We start from the raw sequence: 24,631 nt of genomic DNA on the forward strand, positions 1-24,631 counted from the left end.
TAAAAACGGGCGTAGGGTATCGCCCGTTTATTCGAAAACTGATTTACATCTTGCTGATAAAGCGGCTTTCGGTTTCAATCGTTTTTTTGTCCTCTCCGGAGTGGCGCTCCAGCACAAAAGTGATGGTTGTTACCGGGGTTGTGAGTTCATAAGGATCGACCCCAAGGCTGATAGGCAGGGTGAAGATTTCACCGGCACTCAAGGTAACTTGCTGTTTACCGTACCACTCGACACCGTCCAGACCTTTAACACTCAGAGAGTAGGTTTCCGGAGACTGGGTTTTGTTGAGAATTTTCAGGGTATAGGTGTTCTCAATTAACCCATCACTGTTGGTTTTAAACAATTGGGTGCGGTCACGGATCACGTCTAACCCCATTGGCTGAACCGATGAAAGTAGCATAAAGAAAATGCCCAGCATCGCCACCATCACCACACCATAACCGATAAGCTTCGGTCTGATGATATCGACGTTGTGGCCTTCCAGTTTGTGCTCTGTGGTATAGCTGATAAGGCCTTTGGCATAATTCATTTTACTCATGGTTTCATCGCAGGCATCGATACAGGCACCACAGTTGATGCACTCGTATTGCAGACCGTCACGGATGTCGATACCAGTCGGGCAGACCTGTACACAGAGGTTGCAGTCAATGCAGTCACCCAGCCCCATGGTTTTGGGGTCAGCTTTGCGCGAGCGGGGGCCTCGTGTTTCACCGCGTTTGGCGTCGTAGCCGACAATAAAGGTGTCTTTATCGAACATTGCAGACTGGAAGCGGGCGTAGGGGCACATGTGAATGCAAACGATAGATCGCATCCAGCCCGCATTGGCATAGGTACAGACACTAAAAAACAGCACCCAAAACGCGACCCAGAAATGGCTGTTAAAGGTAAAAAAGTCGATAAAAAGCGTTTTTGCTGGCACGAAGTAGCTGACAAATGTGAGGCCGGTGAGTAACGCCACAGCAAACCAACATAAATGCTTGATGATTTTTCTGATTGCCAGGTCTCTGGTGAGTGGCATTGAGTCCTGTTTTCTCCGCTTGTTAGCGGGTCCTTCAAGCTTTTCTTCAAACCAGATGTAGATGAAGGTCCACACGGTTTGGGGGCAAAGATAGCCACACCAGACGCGTCCTAAAAAAGTGGTAACAAAGAAAAGGGCAAAAGCGGCGATCATAAACAGCGTGGCTAGCAGGGTCAGATCCTGGGGCCAGAGGGTGGTGCCGAAAAAATTGAACTGTTGTTTGCCGATATCCAATAGAATGGCCTGACGGTCGCCATAAGGGATCCAGGGCGTCAGTAAAAAAAGCAACATAAAGAACCAACCCATCTTACGACGCAGTTTTTGAAACGTCCCGGTCATTGCGCGCACATATATACGGTTACTGGGATTAAAGCGGTCGCCACTGGTTTTGTGGGTTTTCGGATTGAACACGTTGGGAGTGACGTCTTTGACGTCTATTTTATCCTTGCTCATGACATCTGCATTCCTTGGGCCTAGTGGGGATTCCCGCACATTGCTGACACTGATACATTGCCAGTGCCTTTCGTCGACTAACTCAATAGATAATGATAGACCGAGGATTATATCTGAGGTGTAGGGAGTAAATCTGTGCGTGTGGTGGAAAATCAGTCGGGCAGCGATGTGATTGGGTATAACAGTGAATTGTTTTGGAAATAAAAAAAGCGAAGTGGTCCACTTCGCTTTTCCATCCGGCGTATGACACCGCCATTAGCTGATAATGCCACGGGCGCGTAAAATGGCCGTTTTGAAGTCGTCTTCGCAGTCTTTTGCCAGTCCCGGAATCATTTCGTCTTTCTGGCTGTTGCGCATTTTCAGGTGGTAGATCAGGACGTCATCGGTCAGGTCTTCAAGCTTACCTTCATAGCCCGCTTCTTCTGCCAGCTTGCTGATCATTTGCAGCAAGTTCAACTCAGGCTCTTTTTGCCATTCAGGATGCAAAAGTTCGATAAGTTCATTCACACGATGACACTTCATTGAAGACTCCCAATAAACCTTAACGTTGTTGTGATTTATCTACTTACAGTACCAGATTCCGGTAGGCAGACCAATCTGTCAAACGTCATCATGCGGCTTTACCTTTTTGCGCGCTGGTCATGGCAGGCGCCGAACGAACCAGCGTGAGTTCTGGGGTATCATTCGACTCCGTGTGGGTTTTGTTTTTGAACGCCGGTGCAAAAAAGTGTGCGCGCATGCGTGAAGGTGTACGGGTGACACGGACAGGACGAACAGTAACTGGACGCATTGTCAATTCTCATCAGTTCAGTTGCGCATCCATACAGGGTTCTCGGGCAGAGTGGCGTCAGAGGTTCCAATGGCTGCAAGCCTTACTGCGTGTCCACTCTGGATTCGCAGGGTGCGAATGCGCGCGGATAATAGCAGGAAAGAAATGATGAAAAAAGCAGCAGTTGAAAAATAATTCGTGCTAGAACCCGGGGAATCAACCTGCCTGTGCATTTTTCGTCTTGCCCTTATGTCACAGGCATGACCCGGTTTCGCCCCAGTTTTTTGGCATCATAAAGTTGGGTATCGGCACGGCTGATAAGGTCGCGGATGCTTTCGCCGTGTTCAAATGCTGCCACACCAATGGAGATCGAGATGTTGTCGAGTTTCTTGCCGGTTCTTTTGTCTTTGATGGCGAGCTTGTCGATGGTGGCACGGATGGTTTCCGCCACACGGCATGCGCCACTTAATGGGCGATTAGGGACTAACAGCGCAAACTCCTCCCCGCCATAACGGTACGCTTTAATGCCATCCCGGCAGTAATCAGAAAGGCGTTTGGCGGTGAGTTTTAATACTTGATCGCCCATCAGGTGACCATAAGTGTCATTAAAACGTTTGAAGTGGTCCAAGTCACACAGCAGTAGGCTGAACCCTTTCGATGGTGGGGGGGCGACCAGGGCTTCAAGTTCAGCATCAAGGGCACGGCGGTTATAGATGCCTGTCAGCGCGTCGTGTAAGGCTTCCTCGTTAGCTTTGTGGAGAGTGTCTTCCAGCCTGACGATCTCTTTTTGCGCCTCGGCGAGTTGGTTTTTAAAAAAGTCGGTGGATTGGCGAAGCGCATTGGAGTCCTTCATGGCCTTTCTGACGACCGCCACGGTCTCTTCCATTGACAGGGCTTCTTCATCCACGCGGGCTAACTGGGAAAAGGTTTTGTCGAGCGTTGACTGAAAGGTGTCGGTATCTTTTAGGGTATCTTCCATGGTGCTACCCATTTCGAGTGCCAGCGCCTGAAGGCCTTGCTGAAACTCGTCCAGCTCTTTCACTTTTTCATCGGCGACATGGGCGCTGTAGAGCTCTTCGCAGCGAGTGGTACTGAGTGTCCCTGTTTCCCTGATAGATGCATCAATTTTTTGGGACAGTTCGGTATCGGCATTGGCGACGTAGGTATACCAGAGTGCATAATTTGGCGGTGTCGCCGGTACCTGATACTTCATCAGGAGAGGAACAACTTTCTTTAAGTATCCTGAGCTTAGCGCAAAAATCTCTTTTGACATGGCTGGCTTGTTCTCCATTCTTTTACGAAGGCAAAAATACCGTCGATTACCAGTCTAATAATCTTAGTCTGAAATTGATGCTTTGAGGTGCCAGCATGATAAATGTTGGGTATCTGCATCGGCCAGTCTTGTAACAATTTAGGCTTACACGCGTACGCTGAAATGTGTCATACTCGTGACTGGACGTTTCAATGTTCTCACCATAAGGATTGTGTTGTATGGCAACCGTGGCCTCTGAGCATCAATACTCTGTCAAGGAAGAGATCGCCAGCAGTGTCAGCCATGGACTGGGGGTAATCTTCGGTATCGTTGCGTTGGTGATGTTGCTGCTGAAAGCTGGGGATGCGCATGCTGATGCGCTCAGTTTCGCCAGCTACAGCGTGTATGGTGCCAGTATTATTCTGCTTTATCTTGCCTCCACGCTATACCATGCAATCCCCTATGCTGGTGCCAAGCGGGCACTGAAAACCTTTGACCACTGTGCGATTTACCTGCTGATTGCCGGTACTTATACCCCGTTTATGTTGGTCAGCCTCCGGACGCCATTGGCATTTTGGGTAATGGCGCTGATATGGGGGATTGCGCTGGTGGGAGTGATCCTGAAGATTGCTTTTGTGTACCGGTTTAAATCGCTGTCGCTTGCTATTTATCTGGCGATGGGATGGCTGTCACTGGTGGTGGTGTATCAACTGGCACAGGTGATGCCAGTCGCAGGCATGATACTGCTTGGGTTAGGGGGGCTGGTCTATTCCTTCGGGGTGATTTTCTACGTTAAGCGCAGCATTCCCTATAACCATGCGATATGGCACCTGTTTGTTTTAGGGGGCACTGTGTTGCACTTCCTGGCAATTTACTGGTATGTGCCACCGGTATAGATCACACCAGTATTACTTACAACGTGGCGTGCTCAGTCGCGCCAGAATACCGGAAACAAAAGCACCAGCACCGTCAGGATTTCCAGCCTTCCCATCAACATACCGATACTCAGCACCCATTTAGCAGTATCCGGCAGACCGGCAAAGTTCCCCGTTGGCCCAATTATGGTGCCCATGCCTGGGCCCACATTAGCAACCGCAGTCATGGCACCCGTCAGGCTGGTAATGCTATCAAGCCCTGTTGCAGCCAAGACCAGGGCCACCACCAGAATCGTCATAACATAAGTGATGGCGAAGGCCACAACGGAGCGCACAATCTCTTCATTGACCGGACGTCCATTGTAGCGCTGGATAAACACCCCGGATGGGTGCACCAATTGCTGGATTTGCTTTTTGAGCAGCGCCATCGCGATTTGGAACCGGAAAATTTTTGCACCACCGGATGTTGAGCCTGAGCAACCCCCTACCAGCAACACGAAAGCGAACACCACTGAGGCAAAGGGTCCCCAGGCGGTGAAATCATCCAGGCCAAATCCAGTGGTGGTGACCACAGACACGATGTTGAACACTGATACCCTGAGCGCATCCGCCATGGCGTAGTCTTTGGCCAGCACCAGCCAGGTTGCCACCATCAATGATGCTATCAGTACCAGGTAGGCGAAACCGCGCACCTGAGCATCGTCGAGCAGCATTTTGGGCTCGCGGCGTCGGAGGGCATTGATCATCAAAAGAAATGGCAGGCCTCCGGCAAACATAAACAGGGTAGCGACCCAGTGCGCGGCATGGGTAAAGCGGTTCATTGAGCTGTCTGACGTGGAATAACCGCCAGTCGACAGGGTAGTCATGGCATGGTTGACTGCCTCAAAGGGTGTCATGCCGGTTAACCAGTACGCGATGAAGCAAAGTGCAGACAATGAGACATAAACCTTCATGATGCTGATGGCGACATTCTTGGTGCGAGGGCTGGATTTGGCGGACCAGTCAGACGATTCGGTCTGGAACAGGCGCATACCGCCGACGTTTAGAAACGGCAGAATGGCCACGCCCATCACGATAAACCCGACGCCACCGAGCCATTGCAATATGGAACGCCACAGCAGAATGGACGGTGCCATGTTGTCGAGCCCACTCAGTACGGTTGACCCTGTGGTGGTAATGCCGGACATGGTTTCAAAATAGGCATCGGTGAAGCTGATATGGTTAATGAACACAAACGGCAGTGCGGCAAAGGCACTGGCAATCAGCCATACCAAGGTAGTGATAACAAACATATCACGGGCATTGAGGCGGAACGTGTCGGTCTTACCGAGGGTTAAACAGGCAAACGCAGCGACATGGGTGAGGATGACTGCCAGGCCGAAATCAAGAAAGCCGGGAGTGCCGGTAAAAAACGCGGTGAGGGTTGGTATGTACATAAACAGGGCGATCTTGGATAAGACCAGCCCTATAACGAACAGTACCGGCTTAACGTTAATCATGCATTGTCGCGCAGTTAGAGGAAAAATGGACTTGGCTGGAACAGCCTTTCCACATCCGGAATATACTTTTTATCCACCAGGAACATCACCACGTGGTCGTCTTGCTGGATTACCGTTTTATCATGGGCGATCAGCACTTCCTCTTCCCTGACTATGGCACCAATCGTGGTGCCTGGCGGCAACTTGATGTCGCCGATAGCGCGCCCTACCACTTTTGAGGTGTTGGCGTCACCGTGGGCAATCGCCTCAATAGCTTCTGCTGCGCCGCGGCGTAGGGACGACACGTTGACAATGTCGGCTCTACGCACATGGGTCAACAGCGCCGAAATCGTTGCTTGCTGCGGTGAGATAGCCACATCAATCGCCCCGCCCTGTACCAGATCCACGTAAGCGCCGCGCTGGATAAGCACCATCACTTTCTTCGCGCCAAGGCGTTTTGCCAGCATGGCTGACATGATGTTGGACTCATCTTCGTTGGTCACGGCGATGAATACATCAATCTGGTCGATATGTTCTTCGCTCAGAAGCTCCTGATCCGCGGCATCACCACAGAACACGATGGTGTTTTCAAGCAATTCGGACAGTTGCTCGGCACGTTTGGGGTTGCGTTCAATCAGTTTTACGCTGTAGGTGCGCTCGAGGCTTCGTGCCAGACCGGCTCCGATGTTACCGCCGCCGACAATCATGATGCGTTTGTATGGCTTCTCCAAGCGCTGGAGCTCACTCATTACCGAGCGGATGTGATTACTTGCCGCGACAAAGAAGACTTCGTCATCCGCTTCGATAATGGTGGTGCCCTGCGGACGGATCGGGCGGTCGCGGCGGAAAATCGCGGCGACGCGGGTATCCACATGTGGCATGTGTTCGCGAAGAGCTGATAATGCATTACCGACCAGCGGACCACCGTAGTAGGCTTTAACAGCGACAAGGCCGACTTTGTTATCGGCAAAGTTCACCACCTGTAGCGCACCGGGGTATTCAATCAGACGCTGGATGTACTGGATCACCAGTTCTTCCGGTGCAATCAGGTGGTCCACTGGACAGGCGTCGGTCTGGAACAGCTGATCTTTGGTGGCCAGATATTCCGGGCTGCGGATACGGGCGACCCGGTTTGGGGTGTTGTAGAGGGTGAAGGCAACCTGACAGGCGACCATATTGGTTTCGTCGGAGTTGGTTACCGCCACCAGCATGTCGGCATCCTGTGCGCCGGCTTCCAGCAGGGTGGTGGGATGGCTGGCGTAGCCCTGCACCACACGGAGATCATACTTGTCCTGCAGTTCCCTGAGTCGCTCGGGGTCTTTGTCGACGATGGTGATGTCGTTGTTTTCGCCCACCAGGTTTTCAGCCAGTGTGCCGCCGACCTGTCCAGCCCCCAGGATGATGATTTTCATAACGTCTTCGTGAACCTCGGTTCAGTTTTTATTGTTATCGCGGGCAGTTCGAACTACCCGCATGGTCTCTACGATGCTTTTTTGAGCACGGCGTAATAGAACCCATCCATGTCTTCCTGTCCCGGCAGGATCTGGCGTCCGGGCTGCGTTGGTGTGCCGGTTTCCAGCACCGCATCTGGTGTTCGGGTAAGGAAGGCTTTCACCTGCTCTGCGTTTTCCTGCGGGGTGACCGAGCAGGTCGCATAAACCAGCGTACCACCAGATTTCAGCTGCGCCCACATTGCATCAAGAATTTCAGACTGCAACGACACTAACTGGTTGATATCGTCGGCGCGGCGAAGCCATTTGATGTCAGGATGGCGTCGAATAACCCCGGTTGCCGAGCAGGGGGCATCGAGCAGGATGCGATCAAACTGCTCACCCTGCCACCATTCGCCTGGCGTACGGGCATCACCGCAAATTACCCGGGCCTTGAGTTTGAGGCGCTTGAGATTCTCTTCCACGCGGGTCAGACGGGTGGCGTCCACGTCCATCGCCACCACGTTTGCGCTTGGTTCATGCTCGAGGATATGGCAGGTTTTACCGCCCGGCGCCGCGCAGCAATCAAGGATGAGCTCACCTGCCTTTGGTTTGAGGTAATCGACGGCAAGCTGGGCTGCGCCATCCTGCACCGAGACCCAGCCTTCTGAAAAGCCCGGCAGCGCGGTGACATCACAAGGTGTTGCCAGTTTCAGGGCATCTTCGGCTTCCGGATGCACTGAGGTTTCAATTCCAGCGTCATCCAACAGTGCTTTGTATGCCTCACGGGTGTGGTGTGTACGGTTGACGCGTAGCCACATCGGCGCTTTTTCATGGTTGGCTTCAACGACCTGCTCCCACTGGGTGGGGTAGGCCTGTTGCAGCAGCTTTAACAGCCAGCCGGGATGACCATATTTTCCTGCATCGTGCGCCACAGATGCCGCATCCAGGGTTTCCTGATTCCGCTGGTAGCTACGCAATACAGCATTGACAAGACCACGAAGCTGGGGCTTTTTCAGTACCTTGGTGGCATTCACCGTTTCTGCTACCGCTGCGTGGGCAGGGATACGCATATAGCTCAACTGGTAAAGGCCGACCAGGATCAGGTGGTGGAATACCCGTTGCTTGCCTTTCAGGGGTTTATCCATCAAGGATTGGGTGATGGATTCAAGACGTGGCAGCCAGCGCAGGACGCCATAGCAGATTTCCTGCAATAGGGCACCATCGCGTGGTGCGACTTTTTGTTGGGCTGGCGGCAGGGCAGCTGACAGGGACTGGCCCTGATCAACAACCTGATAAATCACCTGTGCAGCGACAGCTCTAACGTTCATGCATGGATCCTTAATCCGAATGGTCTGTGTCACCACAGACGACTAAAAAAGGCCAGCAAGCTGGCCTTCTCAATTACAGGTGGGTGCCAGGTTCAAACCAGTCACGGCGGGAATTCAGAATATCTGCCGCACTCATGGCTTTTTTACCCGGTGGCTGGATAGAGAGCAGGCGCAATACGCCTTCTCCGGTTGCCACCCGGATCCCTTTCTTGTCCGCTGACAAAATGGTGCCCGGCGCTTTGTCGCTGTTTTCTGCTTCTACTTCTGCATCCCAGACCTTGATGTTGTTGTCTGCCACGCTGAAGTGGCTCATCGGCCATGGATTGAAAGCGCGGATACAGCGCTCAATGGCAACAGCGCTCATGCTCCAGTCAATCTGTGCTTCTTCTTTGCTCAGCTTCTTGGCGTAGTTGGCCAGTTCATCGTTTTGTTTTTCGGCCACAGTGTTGCCAGAAGCGATATCGCCTAAGCACTCAACCAGCGCCTGTGGCCCCAGCTCTGCCAGTCTTTCATACAGTGTGGTACTGGTTTCTTTGGCGTCGATATCCAGGGTTGCGATCTTGAGCATATCGCCGGTATCCAGGCCTTCATCCATTTGCATGATGGTGACACCGGTTTGTGTATCCCCCGCCCAGATAGCACGCTGGATAGGGGCAGCGCCACGCCAGCGGGGCAGGATAGAGCCGTGGACATTGATACAGCCAAGGCGTGGTGTATCGAGTACGGCTTTGGGTAACAGCAGGCCATAAGCCACTACCACCATAATATCTGCGCCGATTGCAGCCAATTCTTGCTGCGCCTCTTCGGCTTTCAGGCTAGCAGGCTGATACACAGGGATGCCATGTTCCTGTGCCAGCAGTTTGACCGGGCTCGCGGTCAGTTTTTTGCCGCGTCCAGCCGGACGGTCTGGCTGGGTATAAACCGCCACTACCTCATGGTGTGAAGATAACAACGCCGCCAGATGACGGGCGGCGAAATCCGGCGTACCGGCAAATACGATTTTCAATGAGTCGCTCAAGGACACCTCAGCTGGCTTTCTGGTTAGCGCGTTTGATTTTTTCCAGTTTCTGTTTGATGCGCTGTTGCTTGAGTGGCGACAGGTAATCCACAAACAGTTTGCCTTCCAGGTGGTCCAGTTCGTGCTGGACGCAAATGGCCAGAAGGTCATCAGCCTCAAACTGGTATTCGTTGCCGTCGCGATCCAGGGCTTTTACGGTCACTTCTGATGCACGGGGCACCAGTGCGCGCGCACCCGGTACAGACAGGCAGCCTTCTTCAATGCCGTCTTCACCGCGTTTTTCGATAATTTCCGGGTTGATCAGCACCATGGGTTCATCACGGGTCTCGGAAATATCAATCACCACGATACGCTGGTGAATATCGACCTGAGTCGCCGCAAGGCCAATGCCGTCCTCTTCGTACATGGTTTCCAGCATGTCATCGACAATCTTCTGGATCTCTGGTGTGACGCTCTCTACCGGTTTCGCCACCGTGCGTAGGCGATCGTCCGGGAAGGTCAAAACCTGCAATACACTCATAAACGTCTCTTAAATATGTTGAACTGCGCCGTAGTCGGCTTCGATAATTGGGCTAATTCTAGACATTTTGCTGTCCAAATGACAGCATCCCGAACGAAAGTACGCTTTTGGAGACAAGGGATGTTTGGAAAGCTTATCATTTTTTGTCTGGCTGTTGGATGGTCAGGTATGGCGGTGGCTGCAGAGGTGCGACTGAGTGAAGACGCGCCAGCAACTTACACCGTGAAAAAAGGCGATACCCTGTGGGACATTGCCGGGCTTTATCTTGAAAACCCCTGGCACTGGCCAACGCTTTGGCAGCATAACCCGTCGATTGCCAACCCCCACTTGATTTATCCCGGCGATTTGCTGCGTCTTGACTGGGTTGGGGGGAAGCCGGTCCTGTCTTACACTGCAGGCACCCAAAGAACCGGTCTGGATCCCATCAACAGTGCCTCTTCTTCTATTTTTGAGCAGCACCTGACATTTGACACTCTGATTTCAGACCAGGAATACCGTCTCGCACCACGTGTTCTCGGTTCTCAGGGAGGGTGGAGTTATATTTCAACCCGCACCCCTTTTTTTGCTGACAGGCCGCTGGATAGTGAGGGCTGGTTTATTTACCGCGCCGTGACCCATTTTGAGCGCAATAAAGGTGAATCGGTCGTGCGTATGGTGAGCCTGAAAAAAGTGGGCGAGGCAACGCTGGTGCGCTCACTGGATGACATTGCGGAAATGAAACTCACCCGCCAGCGCCAGGAAATTAAACCCAATGACATCTTGCTGCCGGCCCTTGGGGCAAAAACCGGGGAGGTTTTCCATCCCAAACCGGGCCCTCAGGGCGTTGCCGGCACTATGGTCGGGCACCTTTACGGCAGTAACTATGTCGGGCACCGCCAGATTGTGGTGGTCGATCTGGGTGAAACCGATGGCATCAATGCTGGTCATATCCTTTCTGTGGTGGTGCCCGGTGCGATCATGAAAGGAAGCAAAGGCAAAATGCGCTATGACTCTGGGGTGGACAATGCGAGCGGTGAACGGAAAGTCTTGCCCGTAACATCCGCAGGCAAATTGTTAGTGATCCGGAGCTACCCTTTCTTCAGTCTTGCCATGGTGGTGGATGCGGATACGCCGTTGAAGGCTGATATGCCGGTTGTCGCTGCGGAAGGATAAGATGTCACACGAGCTTGAGTGGTGGCTTAGGCTCGCCGCTGTTCCCCGTTTAGGTGGCCAGGCGGTCAGTAAAATTATCAGCCGCTATCCGCCCCATAAACTTGAGGCGCTTGATGATATTGAGCTTGCAGCACTGGGATTAAAGCCAGCGCAGGTTCAGGCATTGCGCCGCCCCGATTCTTCCATCATCGACAGGTGTCTGGCCTGGGCATCTGTACCGTCCAGACATATTATTGCCCTGACCGATAACCGCTATCCCTATCTGCTTAAGCAGATCTCTGGTGCGCCGCCGCTGCTGTTTGTCGATGGTGACCCCGCGCTGCTTTCTCTCCCTCAACTTGCCATTGTCGGCAGTCGTCACGCATCCAATGATGGCCTTGCGTTGGCTCATGCGTTTGCCAAGGAGCTTGTGGCTCATGATGTGGTGGTGACCAGTGGTCTGGCTCTGGGCATTGATGGCCGCGCGCACCGTGGTGCTCTCGATGGGCAGGGAAAAACTATCGCCGTGCTAGGGTCTGGGCTGGATAAGGTGTATCCTGCAAGTCACCGCCAGCTAGCGGGTGAGGTGAGGGCCTCTGGCGCGCTGGTGTCAGAGCTTTGGCCTTGGTCGCCACCCAAGCCGGCATTTTTTCCGAGACGAAACCGGATTATCAGCGGTCTCTCTACTGGTGTGCTGGTGGTGGAAGCGGCCATGAAGAGCGGTTCCTTGATTACCGCCAGGCTGGCGCTTGAACAGGGGCGGGATGTATTTGCGCTGCCTGGCTCGATTCACAATCCACACGCCAAAGGCAGCAATGGATTGATAAAACAGGGCGCTTTTCTGGTAGAAACGGTGGACGATATTCTGGAACAGGTAGGGGCTCTTGCAGGTTGTGCGATTAATCACCAACTGGAAGTTGCTCAGCCCCAAGACTTGCCAGAAGAATTGCCATTTCCTGAACTGTTGGCTAACGTAGGAAATGAAGTTAGGTGTGTCGATGTGCTTGCAGAACTCTGCGATCAACCCGTTCACGAAATCATGATGCAGTTGTTAGAGCTAGAGCTACAGGGATTTGTATCCGCAGTACCCGGTGGCTATGTCAGAACGAGGAGGGGATAGCCATGATGGACATATTAATGTACCTGTTTGAAACCTATATCCACAGTGATGTGGAGCTGATGGTGGATCAGGATGAGTTGGCTGATGAACTCTCCAGAGCTGGATTTCATCAAGATGATATATACAAAGCGCTGAACTGGCTGGAAAAGTTGGCGCAATTGCAAGACGCTGATAGAACCCCATACCTTACCGGTGGTGCCCTCACGTCTGTTCGCATCTACACTGCGAAAGAAATGGCTCGGCTGGATATTGAGAGCCGGGGCTTCTTGATGTTTCTGGAACAAATCAGTGTGCTGAGCCCAGAGACCCGTGAAATGGTGATTGACCGTGTCATGGAACTGGAGACGCAGGAATTTGTCTTGGAAGATCTGAAATGGGTGATCCTGATGGTGCTGTTTAACGTGCCCGGTAACGAGCGTGCGTACGATCAAATGGAAGAGTTACTCTACAGCACAGCAGAAGATGAATACCTTCACTAAAACTAGGTTGTTGAGGCTGATCTGTTTTGGCTGGAAAAATTGACGATTCCCTGTTCAGCGCGCACGAACACGCGCTGGAGAATGAAGAACGCTGCCCGAAATGTGGCAGAGTTCTTGTTATCAAGCACAGTAAACGTGGGCCGTTCAAGGCCTGCACGGCGTATCCTGGCTGTGATTTTGTTGAGTCTCTACACCACAATGATGGCCATATCGTCAAAGAACTGGGTATACCGTGCCCGGAGTGCGGCAATGAACTGGTGTTGCGGCAAGGGCGTTATGGGATGTTTATTGGCTGTTCGGCCTACCCGGATTGTCAGCACATTGAAAAGCGCGATCAGGAGCCGGAGTCAGAGACACTGGACATCACCTGCCCGGTGTGCCGCAAAGGAAAACTTCACGAGAAGAAATCCCGCTTTGGCAAGGCGTTTTATGCCTGTGATGCCTATCCGAAATGCAAGTTTGCCGTCAACCTTAAGCCTCTCAAGGGTAACTGTGAGGCATGTGGCTATCCGCTTTTGTTGGAGAAAAAGCGGGCGTCAGGTGTCGTAAAAGTCTGCGCGAATAAAAAGTGCCAGCATAGGCAGGCGCAATAATTTTTTGCGACAGAAGCAGGAAAAGCCGCAGTTTGCGGCTTTTCCTGTATTTGGAGGGGGAGCTAGTCCAGTGCTTGTACTGCGCGTTGAATGGCCGGAAACTCGCTATCGTCCAAATATCTGGCAACGTCGTTAAGTGCTGCACCCAGCGCCCTGACATTGTCGGCACATAGATTAATGTGGCCGATTTTACGGCCCGGACGGGGTGCTTTGTCGTACCAATGCACATGTGCCAACCCCATGACATCTGCAGGTACTGTCACGTCACCGACGATATTGATCATTGCCGTTGGGCGAATGCGTTTGGCACTGCCGAGCGGCAAGCCACATACGGCGCGAAGGTGGTTTTCAAACTGGCAGACCTCCGCACCTTGCTGGGTCCAGTGGCCGGAATTGTGCACACGCGGCGCAATCTCGTTCACTTTCAGGTTTCCGTCAACATCGAAAAACTCAATCGCCAGCACGCCGACATAGTTGAGTGTGTCGGCTACTGCTTTGAACATGGCTTCTGCCTGCGTCTGCAACGCATCATTGTCACCTGCCGCAATAGACACACTTAAGATACCGTCGGTATGGATATTTTCTGTCAGTGGATAAACAGCCAGGTCGCCCTTGGCATTACGCGCGCCAATCAGTGACACCTCACGGTCAAAGGGAACAAACTCTTCTGCGATAACACACTGGCGCTCGCCTTGCGGTGAGGTTTTGAGGAACTGTTCGATCTCTTGCCACACTGATTCAGTGTCTGAGTCAGGTTTCAACCGCCACTGGCCTTTTCCGTCGTAGCCATTGAGAGCACTTTTCAGGATGAGTGGCAGACCGATGCTGGCCATGGCGGCATCATAGTCTTCCCGACATTCGATAACGTGATAGCGGGCGTTAGCGACGCCAGCTTTATCCAGCAGCGCTTTTTCTAGACGGCGGTCACCACCGGTCAGAATCGCGGTTTCGCCCGGGTAAAATTTACCGCTGGCCTGGCAAATCTCCAGCACATCTGGGGCGATATGTTCAAATTCAGCAGTAATGACGTCGGCATTGGCAATGCCGTTTTCCAGCCCTTGTCCAATGACTTCCAGTGTGACGGGATGGACAAGGTTGCCGCTTCGCACATCGTATGCACTGATCTTAAGGTTTAAGGGGGCACCCGCCAGTGCCATCATACGTGCCAGCTGTCCGGCACCAAGGACGAGCACATTCATGGTTATTCTACCGATGGGTCAGGGTTGGCAAGCACAGTCTCTGTCTGGCTGTGGCGGAAGGCATCGACTTTGGCCATCAGTGTATCATCGCTGGTGGCCAGAATTTGCGCAGCCAGAAGGCCAGCATTGGCGGCACCGGCATCACCGATTGCCAGCGTACCGACAGCCACGCCTTTTGGCATTTGGACGATAGAAAGCAGGGAATCCATGCCTTTGAGCGCTTTTGACTGAACGGGCACGCCGAGTACAGGAAGGCTGGTAAAGGCGGCGGTCATACCTGGCAAGTGGGCAGCGCCGCCAGCACCTGCGATAATGACTTTCAGGCCACGGGATGCCGCTTTGCTGGCATACTCAGCCAGCAAATCAGGAGTGCGGTGGGCGGAAACCACTTTTGTTTCATAGGCAATGCCAAAACTTTCCAGCATATCTGCTGCGTTTTTCATGGTTGGCCAATCGGACTTCGAACCCATGATGATGCCGACTTTCATAGTGACTCCTGTAAATGCTGTCTAACCACTGGTACAGAGAAATTCGGCGCATTATATCGGCAATTAAGGTCAAGAAAAACGTTTGCGTCGACCTGTTTATGTTGGTTTTTGTCAATTTATCGACGAGTGTTTTTGGTTCATCTGTTTCTATTTGTGACAAAAGTGTTGAGAACGTCGGGTAAAGTTAGTCATAGTAAGCCGAATTTTTATTCGGCAGAGTAGGAGATGAACATTGGCGAATGTGGAACAGTGCGTTTCGGCGCTGGCCCGTGGAGAAGTGATTGCCTATCCAACAGAAGGTGTGTTTGGCGTCGGGTGTGATCCTGACAGCCCTCAGGCGGTACAGGCGCTGTTGGACGTTAAAGCACGTGATAAAGCCAAAGGGTTGATTCTCATTGCTGCTGAGTTCTCTCAGCTGGAAGGTTATATCGACTTTGACAGCCTGAGTGATGAAGTAAAAGCGGATGTGCTGGCGACCTGGCCGGGACCGGTTACCTGGGTGATGCCGGCAGGAAAGAAAACCACCGACTGGGTCACAGGCCAGTTTGATACGGTGGCTGTACGAGTCTCCGATCACCCTGATGTGCGTGCGTTATGCCTTTCTTACGGCAAGCCTATCACATCCACCAGTGCGAATTTGAGCGGTGAAGCGCCGTGCCGTAGTGTCGAAGAAGTCGTTAAGCAGCTTGGCGAGCGCGTTCCTAACGTCTTGGAGGGACAGATCGGTGGACGCGACAAGCCGACCGAGATCCGTGATGCACGTTCTGGTAAGGTGCTTCGTCAAGGTTAGAGAAAAGAGCGAGGAAATCACGTGGAGAATCCGAACCTTCCCCAGCAAGTAGATAAAGAGGCGGTAAAGCGTTTTTTACTCTCATTGCAGGACACTATCTGTGCCGCACTGGAAAAAGAAGATGGCAGCGCGACCTTTCAGGAAGATGCGTGGGAGCGAACCGCAGGTGGCGGCGGTAAGAGCCGTGTGATGCGTGAGGGTGCGGTGTTTGAGCAGGCGGGTGTCAATTTCTCCCATGTGTTTGGCGATAAGATGCCGGGCTCTGCCACCGCGCACCGTCCTGAACTGGCAGGCAGGCGTTTTGAAGCGATGGGAGTCTCTCTGGTGGTGCACCCGAAAAACCCACACGTGCCGACTTCCCATGCCAACGTCCGCTTCTTTATCGCAGAAAAAGAGGGGGAAGCGCCGGTCTGGTGGTTTGGCGGCGGCTTTGATCTCACGCCATTTTATCCGGTGGAGGAAGACTGCATTCACTGGCACCAGACGGCGAAATCTCTCTGTGCGCCTTTTGGCGAGCATGTTTATGCCGAGCACAAAGCCTGGTGCGATCGCTATTTCTTTTTGCCTCACCGTAACGAAACCCGTGGGGTCGGTGGCCTCTTCTTTGATGATTTGAACCAGTGGGGCTTCGACGCATCTTTTGGTTACATCAAGGCGGTAGGGGAAGGTTATCTGGATGCGTATCTTCCTATTGTCCAGAAACGGAAAACCACTCCTTATGGTGAGCGAGAGCGTGAGTTCCAGCTATACCGGCGTGGGCGTTATGTCGAGTTTAACCTGGTTTATGATCGTGGCACCTTGTTTGGTCTTCAAAGTGGTGGCAGAACCGAATCCATACTGATGTCGATGCCGCCACTGGTTCGCTGGGAATATGGTTTCGAGCCCGAAGTGGGTTCTGCTGAAGAAAAACTGTATACAGAGTATCTCAAACCAAGGGAATGGTAAGGCAAGGAAGCAAATACCGTGGATAAATACGTTGTTGTCGGCAATCCGGTTTCACACAGTAAGTCACCCTTTATACATACCCTGTTTGCGCGCCAGACATCGCAGGCAATGTGTTATGACACCCTCGAGGCGCCAGTGGGCGGTTTCGAAGAAGCGGTTACCGCTTTTTTTGAAAACGGCGGTAAAGGGTGCAATGTCACTGTGCCTTTTAAGGAAGAGGCGTTTAAGCTCGCGACTCAGTTAACGGAGCGCGCCAAACTTGCCGGTGCGGTGAATACGCTCAAAAAGTTGGATGATGGCGGAATCCTCGGTGATAACACTGATGGCGAAGGACTGGTGCAGGATTTGCTGAACAACCAGATCATTCTCAAGGGGGCTCGTATCCTATTGCTCGGTGCGGGTGGTGCAGCGCGTGGAGTGATCTTGCCTTTGCTGGCACATGAGCCGTCAGCGTTAGTGATTGCTAACCGCACTGAAAGCAAAGCAGAAATGCTGGCGTCTTTATTTGAACAACATGGTTGTGTATCAGCGACCAGCTTTGATTCGATAGATGGGCAGTTTGATGTGGTGATCAATTCCACATCCGCCAGCCTTGCAGGCGATCACCCGCAAATCAGCCCATCCGTATTTGGTGAACATACTGTGGTGTACGACATGGTATATGGCGCAGGCATGACCAGCAGTAATCAGTGGGCGCTGGACAATGGAGCCGCACGCGTGATTGATGGACTTGGCATGCTGGTCGGACAGGCAGCAGAAAGTTTTACTATCTGGCGTGGTATCAGACCCGGAAGTGGTCAGGTACTCAGGGAACTGCGCCGTAATCTGGCAGAATAAGTTAACGACGATATTATGAACCAGAGTATTTTGTTTCCTGATCTTCATTACTTCGATCATGAAAAGCAGGCGGTGTGTTTTCAGGCACAGCAGTCGGGTGCGCTGATTGCGTGCTTTATTCGCGTCGAAGATCTGGAAAAGCACACGCAATCTACATTGCCTACAGAGCAGGCCATTCTCGCAGCTTTTTGTGAATACCGCTTCGATTTAGAGGAGCTTGCTGAACGCGCCATCGAAGATGAAGATTTCAATGCCGACGGCGAGATTTGGATATGTTAACCACTTTCTGCGATGTACTCGTTTTTTGTCACTACATAGTTATCTGACGATTTCTGGAGAAAAGCACGCTCTGCTTCTTTTAGCGGGCGTGCTTGTTTGACGGGGCTACCGACATACAGGTAACCGGATATCAGCCTTTTTCCTGGCGGAACCAGACTCCCTGCCCCCACCATCACTTCATCTTCAATCACTGCGCCATCGAGAACAATTGTCCCCATTCCGACCAGTACTTTATTGCCAATGGTACAACCATGCAGCATGACTTTGTGGCCGATTGTCACGTCATCCCCAATGAGTAGAGGGTGTCCTACCGGGTTTTCCTTATTCTTATGTGTCACGTGGAGAACAGAGCCGTCCTGGATATTAGTGCGGTTACCAATACAGATATGGTTTACATCGCCTCGGGCTGCGACTAAAGGCCAAATACTTACATCGTCACCTAAAGTAATATCTCCCACTAACACCGAAGACGGGTCTAGGTAGACGCGTTTACCGACTGTTGGAAAGAGACCTTTATAGCTGCGAAGGAGAGGAGACATAGAGCATTCCTAATAAAGTGAATAGAAAACAGACTATCTCGATGGGAAAAAGAGTGCAATTCTTGTTCGCTTTCATGTGGCTTAATAGCATTTTGAGTGAAAAATAGTCGAACGCGATGTTTTTGATAAAAAAACGCAAAAAAGCCCTTGCCAGATTTTTTCGCCTCCCTATAATGCCGCCTCACCGACACGGAGAGCGGCTCCCAATGCGGAAATGTTCATCCAAACCGGTACGGCGAAGGCCTTAAAAACTGAGACGAAAATAAACGCTTGACGCGTTAAAGTAGAACAGTAAAATGGCCGCCCGCTTCGAAGGGAAATTACCCCGAGAGGCAAGTCAACAAGGTATTTTGAGGTTTGTGCAAATCACGCTGAAAAATCTCAAAATTTCTTCTTGACTTCATCGCCCGGCAGCGTAGAATTCGCAGCCCTGACGGTGAGAAGCGAGGCTTCTTAAAGTCAACGTTCTTTAACAATTTGATCTATGCAATCTGTGTGGGCGCTCGTCATTGATAGACAAAAGATTTATCGATGAAACTGAGTGACCAAAACGAAAGCTCTTCGGGGTTATCGGCACAGTCAATTTATACAGTATTTCATCGAGCCGCCTTTGTTCACTTTTTCAAAGTGAGGAAGGGCAGAAAAGATTCTAATTGAAGAGTTTGATCATGGCTCAGATTGAACGCTGGCGGCAGGCCTAACACATGCAAGTCGAGCGGCAGCGACAATAAAGATTCTTCGGATGATTTATTGGGCGGCGAGCGGCGGACGGGTGAGTAAAGGCTGGGAACCTGCCCTGACGAGGGGGATAACCACTGGAAACGGTGGCTAATACCGCATAATGTCTTCGGACCAAAGAGGGGGACCTTCGGGCCTCTCGCGTCAGGATGGGCCCAGTTGGGATTAGCTGGTTGGTGAGGTAAAGGCTCACCAAGGCGACGATCCCTAGCTGGTTTGAGAGGATGATCAGCCACACTGGAACTGAGACACGGTCCAGACTCCTACGGGAGGCAGCAGTGGGGAATATTGCACAATGGGCGCAAGCCTGATGCAGCCATGCCGCGTGTGTGAAGAAGGCCTTCGGGTTGTAAAGCACTTTCAGCCGTGAGGAAGGTTACGTAGTTAATAGCTGCGTAATTTGACGTTAGCGGCAGAAGAAGCACCGGCTAACTCCGTGCCAGCAGCCGCGGTAATACGGAGGGTGCGAGCGTTAATCGGAATTACTGGGCGTAAAGCGCATGCAGGCGGTCTGTTAAGCAAGATGTGAAAGCCCCGGGCTTAACCTGGGAGTGGCATTTTGAACTGGCAGGCTAGAGTCTTGTAGAGGGGGGTAGAATTTCAGGTGTAGCGGTGAAATGCGTAGAGATCTGAAGGAATACCGGTGGCGAAGGCGGCCCCCTGGACAAAGACTGACGCTCAGATGCGAAAGCGTGGGGAGCAAACAGGATTAGATACCCTGGTAGTCCACGCCGTAAACGATGTCTACTTGGAGGCTGTTGTCTAGAACAGTGGCTTTCGGAGCTAACGCGTTAAGTAGACCGCCTGGGGAGTACGGTCGCAAGATTAAAACTCAAATGAATTGACGGGGGCCCGCACAAGCGGTGGAGCATGTGGTTTAATTCGATGCAACGCGAAGAACCTTACCTACTCTTGACATCCAGAGAACTTTCCAGAGATGGATTGGTGCCTTCGGGAGCTCTGAGACAGGTGCTGCATGGCTGTCGTCAGCTCGTGTTGTGAAATGTTGGGTTAAGTCCCGCAACGAGCGCAACCCTTATCCTTGTTTGCCAGCACTTCGGGTGGGAACTCCAGGGAGACTGCCGGTGATAAACCGGAGGAAGGTGGGGACGACGTCAAGTCATCATGGCCCTTACGAGTAGGGCTACACACGTGCTACAATGGTGCATACAGAGGGCAGCGAGACCGCGAGGTGGAGCGAATCCCAGAAAGTGCATCGTAGTCCGGATTGGAGTCTGCAACTCGACTCCATGAAGTCGGAATCGCTAGTAATCGTGGATCAGAATGCCACGGTGAATACGTTCCCGGGCCTTGTACACACCGCCCGTCACACCATGGGAGTGGGCTGCACCAGAAGTAGATAGCTTAACCTTCGGGAGGGCGTTTACCACGGTGTGGTTCATGACTGGGGTGAAGTCGTAACAAGGTAGCCCTAGGGGAACCTGGGGCTGGATCACCTCCTTAACGATACTATGAATGTGAGTGTCCACACAGATTGCTACGGTCAAAAAGAGAAAGAACATTACTTAGATGGGTCTGTAGCTCAGGTGGTTAGAGCGCACCCCTGATAAGGGTGAGGTCGGTGGTTCAAGTCCACTCAGACCCACCAACAACTTCCAACACTGCGTTGTGAAACTCGTCGTTTAGTGAACTAAACGTCCTCCTTTCACGCCTTGTTTTGAAAGCTGTTGGTCACAAACTAAGTATCGATGTGGGGCTATAGCTCAGCTGGGAGAGCGCTTGCATGGCATGCAAGAGGTCTGCGGTTCGATCCCGCATAGCTCCACCACTCTTTAAGTGTTCTTGCAAGAATATTTAAAAAGTGGTTTTAACATCACTTTGCTCTTTAACAATCTGGAAAGCTGACTAAACAACTTTGTTTCGAAAGAGATAAAGCTTGTTTGTAAAAGTTCTCAAATGTTGACTCTTAAGAGTTAACACCAAACACATTCAAGTGTTCTTGGAATTTGAGTCCGGCGAAATCGTCATCGAACGATGACAAACCTTGGTTGTTTAAAGCTACGAAACCTCTTGGGGTTGTAGGGTTAAGTGACTAAGCGTACACGGTGGATGCCTAGGCAGTCAGAGGCGAAGAAGGACGTGCTAACCTGCGATAAGCCGAGAGAAGACGGTAAGAGTCACGATACTCTCGGATTTCCGAATGGGGAAACCCACTGGCATAAGCCAGTATCATTAACTGAATCCATAGGTTAATGAGGCGAACTCGGGGAACTGAAACATCTAAGTACCCGAAGGAAAAGAAATCAATTGAGATTCCGGCAGTAGCGGCGAGCGACCCCGGACCAGCCCTTAAGCTGATTGTGCGTTAGTGGAAGCCTCTGGAAAGTGGCGCGATACAGGGTGATAGCCCCGTACACGACAACGCACAGTGAGTGAAAACGAGTAAGACGGGACACGTGTTATCTTGTCTGAAGATGGGGGGACCATCCTCCAAGGCTAAATACTCCTGACTGACCGATAGTGAACCAGTACCGTGAGGGAAAGGCGAAAAGAACCCCTGTGAGGGGAGTGAAATAGAACCTGAAACCGTGTACGTACAAGCAGTGGGAGCCTACTTGTTAGGTGACTGCGTACCTTTTGTATAATGGGTCAGCGACTTACGTTATGTAGCAAGGTTAACCGCATAGGGGAGCCGTAGGGAAACCGAGTCTTAACTGGGCGTTCAGTTGCATGACGTAGACCCGAAACCGGGTGATCTAGCCATGGGCAGGTTGAAGATTGAGTAACATCAATTGGAGGACCGAACCGACTAATGTTGAAAAATTAGCGGATGACTTGTGGCTAGGGGTGAAAGGCCAATCAAACCCGGAGATAGCTGGTTCTCCCCGAAAGCTATTTAGGTAGCGCCTCGGACGAATACTACTGGGGGTAGAGCACTGTTAAGGCTAGGGGGTCATCCCGACTTACCAACCCTTTGCAAACTCCGAATACCAGTAAGTAGTATCCGGGAGACACACGGCGGGTGCTAACGTCCGTCGTGGAGAGGGAAACAACCCAGACCGCCAGCTAAGGTCCCCAAGTTATCGCTAAGTGGGAAACGATGTGGGAAGGCTCAGACAGCCAGGATGTTGGCTTAGAAGCAGCCATCATTTAAAGAAAGCGTAATAGCTCACTGGTCGAGTCGGCCTGCGCGGAAGATGTAACGGGGCTAAGCGATACACCGAAGCTGCGGCAGTGTGTTTAGGCACATTGGGTAGGGGAGCGTTCTGTAAGCGGTTGAAGGTGTGCTGTAAGGCATGCTGGACGTATCAGAAGTGCGAATGCTGACATGAGTAACGATAAAGGGGGTGAAAAACCTCCTCGCCGGAAGACCAAGGGTTCCTGTCCAACGTTAATCGGGGCAGGGTAAGTCGGCCCCTAAGGCGAGGCCGAAAGGCGTAGTCGATGGGAAACGGGTTAATATTCCCGTACTGCTGATAACTGCGATGGGGGGACGGAGAAGGCTAGGTGGGCCAGGCGACGGTTGTCCTGGTTCAAGTGCGTAGGTGGGCGAGTTAGGCAAATCCGGCTTGCTATACACTGAGACACGATGTCGAGCTACTACGGTAGTGAAGTCATTGATGCCCTGCTTCCGGGAAAAGCCTCTAAGCTTCAGGTTATCAGTAACCGTACCCCAAACCGACACAGGTGGTCGGGTAGAGAATACCAAGGCGCTTGAGAGAACTCGGGTGAAGGAACTAGGCAAAATGGTACCGTAACTTCGGGAGAAGGTACGCTGCCCGCGGTGAAGTCCCTGGCGGATGGAGCTATGGGCAGTCGCAGATACCAGGTGGCTGCAACTGTTTATTAAAAACATAGCACTGTGCAAACTCGAAAGAGGACGTATACGGTGTGACGCCTGCCCGGTGCTGGAAGGTTAATTGATGGGGTTATCCTTAGGGAGAAGCTCTTGATCGAAGCCCCAGTAAACGGCGGCCGTAACTATAACGGTCCTAAGGTAGCGAAATTCCTTGTCGGGTAAGTTCCGACCTGCACGAATGGCGTAATGATGGCCACGCTGTCTCCACCCGAGACTCAGTGAAATTGAAATCGCAGTGAAGATGCTGTGTACCCGCGGCTAGACGGAAAGACCCCGTGAACCTTTACTACAGCTTGGCACTGAACATTGAGCCTACATGTGTAGGATAGGTGGGAGGCTAAGAAGCGGTGACGCCAGTTGCCGTGGAGCCATCCTTGAAATACCACCCTTGTATGTTTGATGTTCTAACTTGGCCCCATAATCTGGGGTGAGGACAGTGTCTGGTGGGTAGTTTGACTGGGGCGGTCTCCTCCCAAAGCGTAACGGAGGAGCACGAAGGTGGGCTAATCACGGTCGGACATCGTGAGGTTAGTGCAATGGCAAAAGCCCGCTTGACTGCGAGAATGACGGTTCGAGCAGGTGCGAAAGCAGGTCATAGTGATCCGGTGGTTCTGAATGGAAGGGCCATCGCTCAACGGATAAAAGGTACTCCGGGGATAACAGGCTGATACCGCCCAAGAGTTCATATCGACGGCGGTGTTTGGCACCTCGATGTCGGCTCATCACATCCTGGGGCTGAAGTCGGTCCCAAGGGTATGGCTGTTCGCCATTTAAAGTGGTACGCGAGCTGGGTTTAGAACGTCGTGAGACAGTTCGGTCCCTATCTGCCGTGGGCGTTGGAGAATTGAGAGGGGCTGCTCCTAGTACGAGAGGACCGGAGTGGACGAACCTCTGGTGTTCGGGTTGTCACGCCAGTGGCATTGCCCGGTAGCTAAGTTCGGAATTGATAACCGCTGAAAGCATCTAAGCGGGAAGCGAGCCTCGAGATGAGTTCTCCCTGATACTTAAAGTATCCTGAAGGGTTGTTGGAGACGACGACGTAGATAGGCAGGGTGTGTAAGCGCTGTGAGGCGTTGAGCTAACCTGTACTAATTGCCCGAGAGGCTTAACCCTACAACACCCAAGGGGTTTTGACGGACTCAAACAGAACATTGAATGTGTTGAGAACAGACAGCTTTCCAAGATTTAAGGAAGGAATTTATCAAATACATCCGTGTATTTGACCCTGACGGGCCGCACTTGAGGTGCGTTAAATTTTGTTCCTGACAAAATTTTGCTTGGCGACCATAGCGCTTTGGACCCACCTGACTCCATGCCGAACTCAGAAGTGAAACAGAGCAGCGCCGATGGTAGTGTGGGGTCTCCCCATGTGAGAGTAGGACATCGCCAGGCGTCCAATTTAGGTTATTGTGTTGAACACACAGTAATTTGAGTGGAGCGGTAGTTCAGTTGGTTAGAATACCGGCCTGTCACGCCGGGGGTCGCGGGTTCGAGTCCCGTCCGCTCCGCCACTTATTAAGAAGCCCTGC

General features: G+C 52.1%; 21 protein-coding genes, 3 tRNA genes and 3 rRNA genes. 15 read left to right on the forward strand and 12 right to left on the reverse strand.

Annotated features, from left to right (window positions below; genetic code table 11):
• Window positions 1–43: 43 nt before the first annotated feature.
• The 4 genes from ccoG to AC6IB1_RS16995 all read right to left on the reverse strand — a co-directional run bounded on the left by ccoG (window position 44) and on the right by AC6IB1_RS16995 (window position 3,513).
• A complete protein-coding gene (gene ccoG, locus AC6IB1_RS16980) occupies window positions 44–1,471 on the reverse strand; it encodes a cytochrome c oxidase accessory protein CcoG (RefSeq protein ID WP_497567599.1) in 1,428 nt (475 codons plus the stop codon).
• Between the two features lie 255 nt (window positions 1,472–1,726).
• Window positions 1,727–1,993, reverse strand: a complete 267-nt coding sequence (locus AC6IB1_RS16985; RefSeq protein WP_005500730.1) for a YihD family protein — start codon at window positions 1,991–1,993, stop codon at window positions 1,727–1,729.
• Window positions 1,994–2,081: 88 nt separating this feature from the next.
• The gene (locus AC6IB1_RS16990; RefSeq protein ID WP_497567600.1) at window positions 2,082–2,261 is read right to left on the reverse strand and encodes a hypothetical protein; all 180 of its coding nucleotides are present in this window, start codon (window positions 2,259–2,261) and stop codon (window positions 2,082–2,084) included.
• Between the two features lie 226 nt (window positions 2,262–2,487).
• Entirely contained in the window at window positions 2,488–3,513 is a 1,026-nt protein-coding gene (locus AC6IB1_RS16995; protein ID WP_497567601.1) for a GGDEF domain-containing protein, read from the reverse strand.
• A gap of 218 nt (window positions 3,514–3,731) precedes the next feature.
• Here AC6IB1_RS16995 and trhA point away from each other — a divergent pair, with 218 nt between their 5' ends.
• Window positions 3,732–4,388 (forward strand): PAQR family membrane homeostasis protein TrhA, encoded by a 657-nt coding sequence (trhA, locus tag AC6IB1_RS17000; RefSeq protein ID WP_497567602.1) that lies wholly within the window; start codon window positions 3,732–3,734, stop codon window positions 4,386–4,388.
• A gap of 32 nt (window positions 4,389–4,420) precedes the next feature.
• Here trhA and AC6IB1_RS17005 read toward each other — a convergent pair whose 3' ends face one another.
• The 5 genes from AC6IB1_RS17005 to def form a co-directional block, all read right to left on the reverse strand.
• Complete coding sequence (locus AC6IB1_RS17005) at window positions 4,421–5,866, reverse strand: TrkH family potassium uptake protein (protein ID WP_497567603.1); 1,446 nt, start codon at window positions 5,864–5,866, stop codon at window positions 4,421–4,423.
• Between the two features lie 14 nt (window positions 5,867–5,880).
• On the reverse strand, window positions 5,881–7,257 hold the full coding sequence (trkA, locus tag AC6IB1_RS17010) for a Trk system potassium transporter TrkA (RefSeq protein WP_497567604.1): 1,377 nt from the start codon (window positions 7,255–7,257) through the stop codon (window positions 5,881–5,883).
• Window positions 7,258–7,325: 68 nt separating this feature from the next.
• Window positions 7,326–8,606, reverse strand: a complete 1,281-nt coding sequence (gene rsmB, locus AC6IB1_RS17015) for a 16S rRNA (cytosine(967)-C(5))-methyltransferase RsmB (protein WP_497567605.1) — start codon at window positions 8,604–8,606, stop codon at window positions 7,326–7,328.
• 73 nt (window positions 8,607–8,679) lie between these two features.
• Window positions 8,680–9,624: a methionyl-tRNA formyltransferase gene (fmt, locus tag AC6IB1_RS17020; RefSeq protein WP_497567606.1), complete on the reverse strand. Its 945-nt coding sequence runs from the start codon at window positions 9,622–9,624 to the stop codon at window positions 8,680–8,682.
• Between the two features lie 7 nt (window positions 9,625–9,631).
• On the reverse strand, window positions 9,632–10,144 hold the full coding sequence (def, locus tag AC6IB1_RS17025) for a peptide deformylase (protein ID WP_114996317.1): 513 nt from the start codon (window positions 10,142–10,144) through the stop codon (window positions 9,632–9,634).
• A gap of 120 nt (window positions 10,145–10,264) precedes the next feature.
• Here def and AC6IB1_RS17030 point away from each other — a divergent pair, with 120 nt between their 5' ends.
• The 4 genes from AC6IB1_RS17030 to AC6IB1_RS17045 are packed head-to-tail and all read left to right on the forward strand — an operon-like array spanning window position 10,265 to window position 13,467.
• Complete coding sequence (locus AC6IB1_RS17030; RefSeq protein WP_497567607.1) at window positions 10,265–11,296, forward strand: LysM peptidoglycan-binding domain-containing protein; 1,032 nt, start codon at window positions 10,265–10,267, stop codon at window positions 11,294–11,296.
• 1 nt (window position 11,297) lies between these two features.
• Complete coding sequence (dprA, locus tag AC6IB1_RS17035) at window positions 11,298–12,395, forward strand: DNA-processing protein DprA (protein ID WP_497567608.1); 1,098 nt, start codon at window positions 11,298–11,300, stop codon at window positions 12,393–12,395.
• Window positions 12,396–12,397: 2 nt separating this feature from the next.
• Entirely contained in the window at window positions 12,398–12,874 is a 477-nt protein-coding gene (locus tag AC6IB1_RS17040; RefSeq protein WP_497567609.1) for a DUF494 family protein, read from the forward strand.
• A 26-nt stretch (window positions 12,875–12,900) separates the two neighbouring features.
• Entirely contained in the window at window positions 12,901–13,467 is a 567-nt protein-coding gene (locus AC6IB1_RS17045; protein WP_497567610.1) for a topoisomerase DNA-binding C4 zinc finger domain-containing protein, read from the forward strand.
• Window positions 13,468–13,529: 62 nt separating this feature from the next.
• Here the strand turns inward: AC6IB1_RS17045 and AC6IB1_RS17050 are convergent, their stop codons facing one another.
• Complete coding sequence (locus AC6IB1_RS17050) at window positions 13,530–14,666, reverse strand: 5-(carboxyamino)imidazole ribonucleotide synthase (RefSeq protein ID WP_497567611.1); 1,137 nt, start codon at window positions 14,664–14,666, stop codon at window positions 13,530–13,532.
• 2 nt (window positions 14,667–14,668) lie between these two features.
• A complete protein-coding gene (gene purE, locus AC6IB1_RS17055) occupies window positions 14,669–15,154 on the reverse strand; it encodes a 5-(carboxyamino)imidazole ribonucleotide mutase (RefSeq protein WP_497567612.1) in 486 nt (161 codons plus the stop codon).
• A gap of 232 nt (window positions 15,155–15,386) precedes the next feature.
• On the opposite strand from purE, the gene tsaC reads away from it, so the two are divergent.
• From tsaC to AC6IB1_RS17075, 4 genes are read left to right on the forward strand one after another with little or no spacing between them, the layout of a single operon-like run.
• Window positions 15,387–15,944, forward strand: a complete 558-nt coding sequence (gene tsaC, locus AC6IB1_RS17060) for an L-threonylcarbamoyladenylate synthase type 1 TsaC (protein WP_497567613.1) — start codon at window positions 15,387–15,389, stop codon at window positions 15,942–15,944.
• Window positions 15,945–15,965: 21 nt separating this feature from the next.
• Window positions 15,966–16,889 carry an oxygen-dependent coproporphyrinogen oxidase gene (gene hemF / locus AC6IB1_RS17065; protein WP_497567614.1) on the forward strand — a complete coding sequence of 308 codons (924 nt, stop codon included), beginning with the start codon at window positions 15,966–15,968 and terminating at the stop codon, window positions 16,887–16,889.
• An 18-nt stretch (window positions 16,890–16,907) separates the two neighbouring features.
• Window positions 16,908–17,726, forward strand: coding sequence for a shikimate dehydrogenase (aroE, locus tag AC6IB1_RS17070; RefSeq protein WP_497567615.1), 819 nt, complete (start codon window positions 16,908–16,910; stop codon window positions 17,724–17,726).
• 15 nt (window positions 17,727–17,741) lie between these two features.
• Window positions 17,742–18,005 carry a DUF1488 family protein gene (locus tag AC6IB1_RS17075; RefSeq protein ID WP_497567616.1) on the forward strand — a complete coding sequence of 88 codons (264 nt, stop codon included), beginning with the start codon at window positions 17,742–17,744 and terminating at the stop codon, window positions 18,003–18,005.
• On the opposite strand, the gene AC6IB1_RS17080 is transcribed toward AC6IB1_RS17075, so the two are convergent.
• Entirely contained in the window at window positions 18,002–18,544 is a 543-nt protein-coding gene (locus AC6IB1_RS17080; protein WP_497567617.1) for a gamma carbonic anhydrase family protein, read from the reverse strand. The genes AC6IB1_RS17075 and AC6IB1_RS17080 overlap by 4 nt on opposite strands.
• 650 nt (window positions 18,545–19,194) lie before the next feature.
• On the opposite strand from AC6IB1_RS17080, the gene AC6IB1_RS17085 reads away from it, so the two are divergent.
• The 6 genes from AC6IB1_RS17085 to AC6IB1_RS17110 all read left to right on the forward strand — a co-directional run bounded on the left by AC6IB1_RS17085 (window position 19,195) and on the right by AC6IB1_RS17110 (window position 24,613).
• Window positions 19,195–20,746: ribosomal RNA gene (locus tag AC6IB1_RS17085) — 16S ribosomal RNA — on the forward strand.
• A 68-nt stretch (window positions 20,747–20,814) separates the two neighbouring features.
• Window positions 20,815–20,891 (forward strand) — tRNA-Ile (locus AC6IB1_RS17090).
• A gap of 104 nt (window positions 20,892–20,995) precedes the next feature.
• Window positions 20,996–21,071: transfer RNA gene (locus AC6IB1_RS17095), tRNA-Ala, on the forward strand.
• A gap of 254 nt (window positions 21,072–21,325) precedes the next feature.
• Window positions 21,326–24,215, forward strand: a 23S ribosomal RNA gene (locus AC6IB1_RS17100).
• A gap of 163 nt (window positions 24,216–24,378) precedes the next feature.
• A 5S ribosomal RNA gene (rrf, locus tag AC6IB1_RS17105) occupies window positions 24,379–24,494 on the forward strand.
• The 16S, 23S and 5S rRNA genes sit together here with 3 tRNA genes alongside, the layout of an rRNA operon.
• 42 nt (window positions 24,495–24,536) lie before the next feature.
• Window positions 24,537–24,613 (forward strand) — tRNA-Asp (locus tag AC6IB1_RS17110).
• The last annotated feature ends 18 nt before the right edge of the window (window positions 24,614–24,631 follow it).

The sequence above is a fragment of the Grimontia sp. THUN1695 genome (assembly GCF_059704325.2).

What these genes read in the sequence shown, in the direction of transcription:
- AC6IB1_RS16985 (WP_005500730.1), bottom strand. Translation starts at nt 1,993, where the DNA reads ATGAAGTGTCATCGTGTGAATGAACTTATCGAACTTTTGCATCCTGAA.
- trkA (WP_497567604.1), bottom strand. Translation starts at nt 7,257, where the DNA reads ATGAAAATCATCATCCTGGGGGCTGGACAGGTCGGCGGCACACTGGCT.
- AC6IB1_RS16995 (WP_497567601.1), bottom strand. Translation starts at nt 3,513, where the DNA reads ATGTCAAAAGAGATTTTTGCGCTAAGCTCAGGATACTTAAAGAAAGTT.
- AC6IB1_RS16990 (WP_497567600.1), bottom strand. Translation starts at nt 2,261, where the DNA reads ATGCGTCCAGTTACTGTTCGTCCTGTCCGTGTCACCCGTACACCTTCA.
- AC6IB1_RS17040 (WP_497567609.1), top strand. Translation starts at nt 12,398, where the DNA reads ATGATGGACATATTAATGTACCTGTTTGAAACCTATATCCACAGTGAT.
- AC6IB1_RS17030 (WP_497567607.1), top strand. Translation starts at nt 10,265, where the DNA reads ATGTTTGGAAAGCTTATCATTTTTTGTCTGGCTGTTGGATGGTCAGGT.
- dprA (WP_497567608.1), top strand. Translation starts at nt 11,298, where the DNA reads ATGTCACACGAGCTTGAGTGGTGGCTTAGGCTCGCCGCTGTTCCCCGT.
- AC6IB1_RS17080 (WP_497567617.1), bottom strand. Translation starts at nt 18,544, where the DNA reads ATGTCTCCTCTCCTTCGCAGCTATAAAGGTCTCTTTCCAACAGTCGGT.
- trhA (WP_497567602.1), top strand. Translation starts at nt 3,732, where the DNA reads ATGGCAACCGTGGCCTCTGAGCATCAATACTCTGTCAAGGAAGAGATC.
- AC6IB1_RS17050 (WP_497567611.1), bottom strand. Translation starts at nt 14,666, where the DNA reads ATGAATGTGCTCGTCCTTGGTGCCGGACAGCTGGCACGTATGATGGCA.
- purE (WP_497567612.1), bottom strand. Translation starts at nt 15,154, where the DNA reads ATGAAAGTCGGCATCATCATGGGTTCGAAGTCCGATTGGCCAACCATG.
- rsmB (WP_497567605.1), bottom strand. Translation starts at nt 8,606, where the DNA reads ATGAACGTTAGAGCTGTCGCTGCACAGGTGATTTATCAGGTTGTTGAT.
- AC6IB1_RS17075 (WP_497567616.1), top strand. Translation starts at nt 17,742, where the DNA reads ATGAACCAGAGTATTTTGTTTCCTGATCTTCATTACTTCGATCATGAA.
- def (WP_114996317.1), bottom strand. Translation starts at nt 10,144, where the DNA reads ATGAGTGTATTGCAGGTTTTGACCTTCCCGGACGATCGCCTACGCACG.
- ccoG (WP_497567599.1), bottom strand. Translation starts at nt 1,471, where the DNA reads ATGAGCAAGGATAAAATAGACGTCAAAGACGTCACTCCCAACGTGTTC.
- AC6IB1_RS17005 (WP_497567603.1), bottom strand. Translation starts at nt 5,866, where the DNA reads ATGATTAACGTTAAGCCGGTACTGTTCGTTATAGGGCTGGTCTTATCC.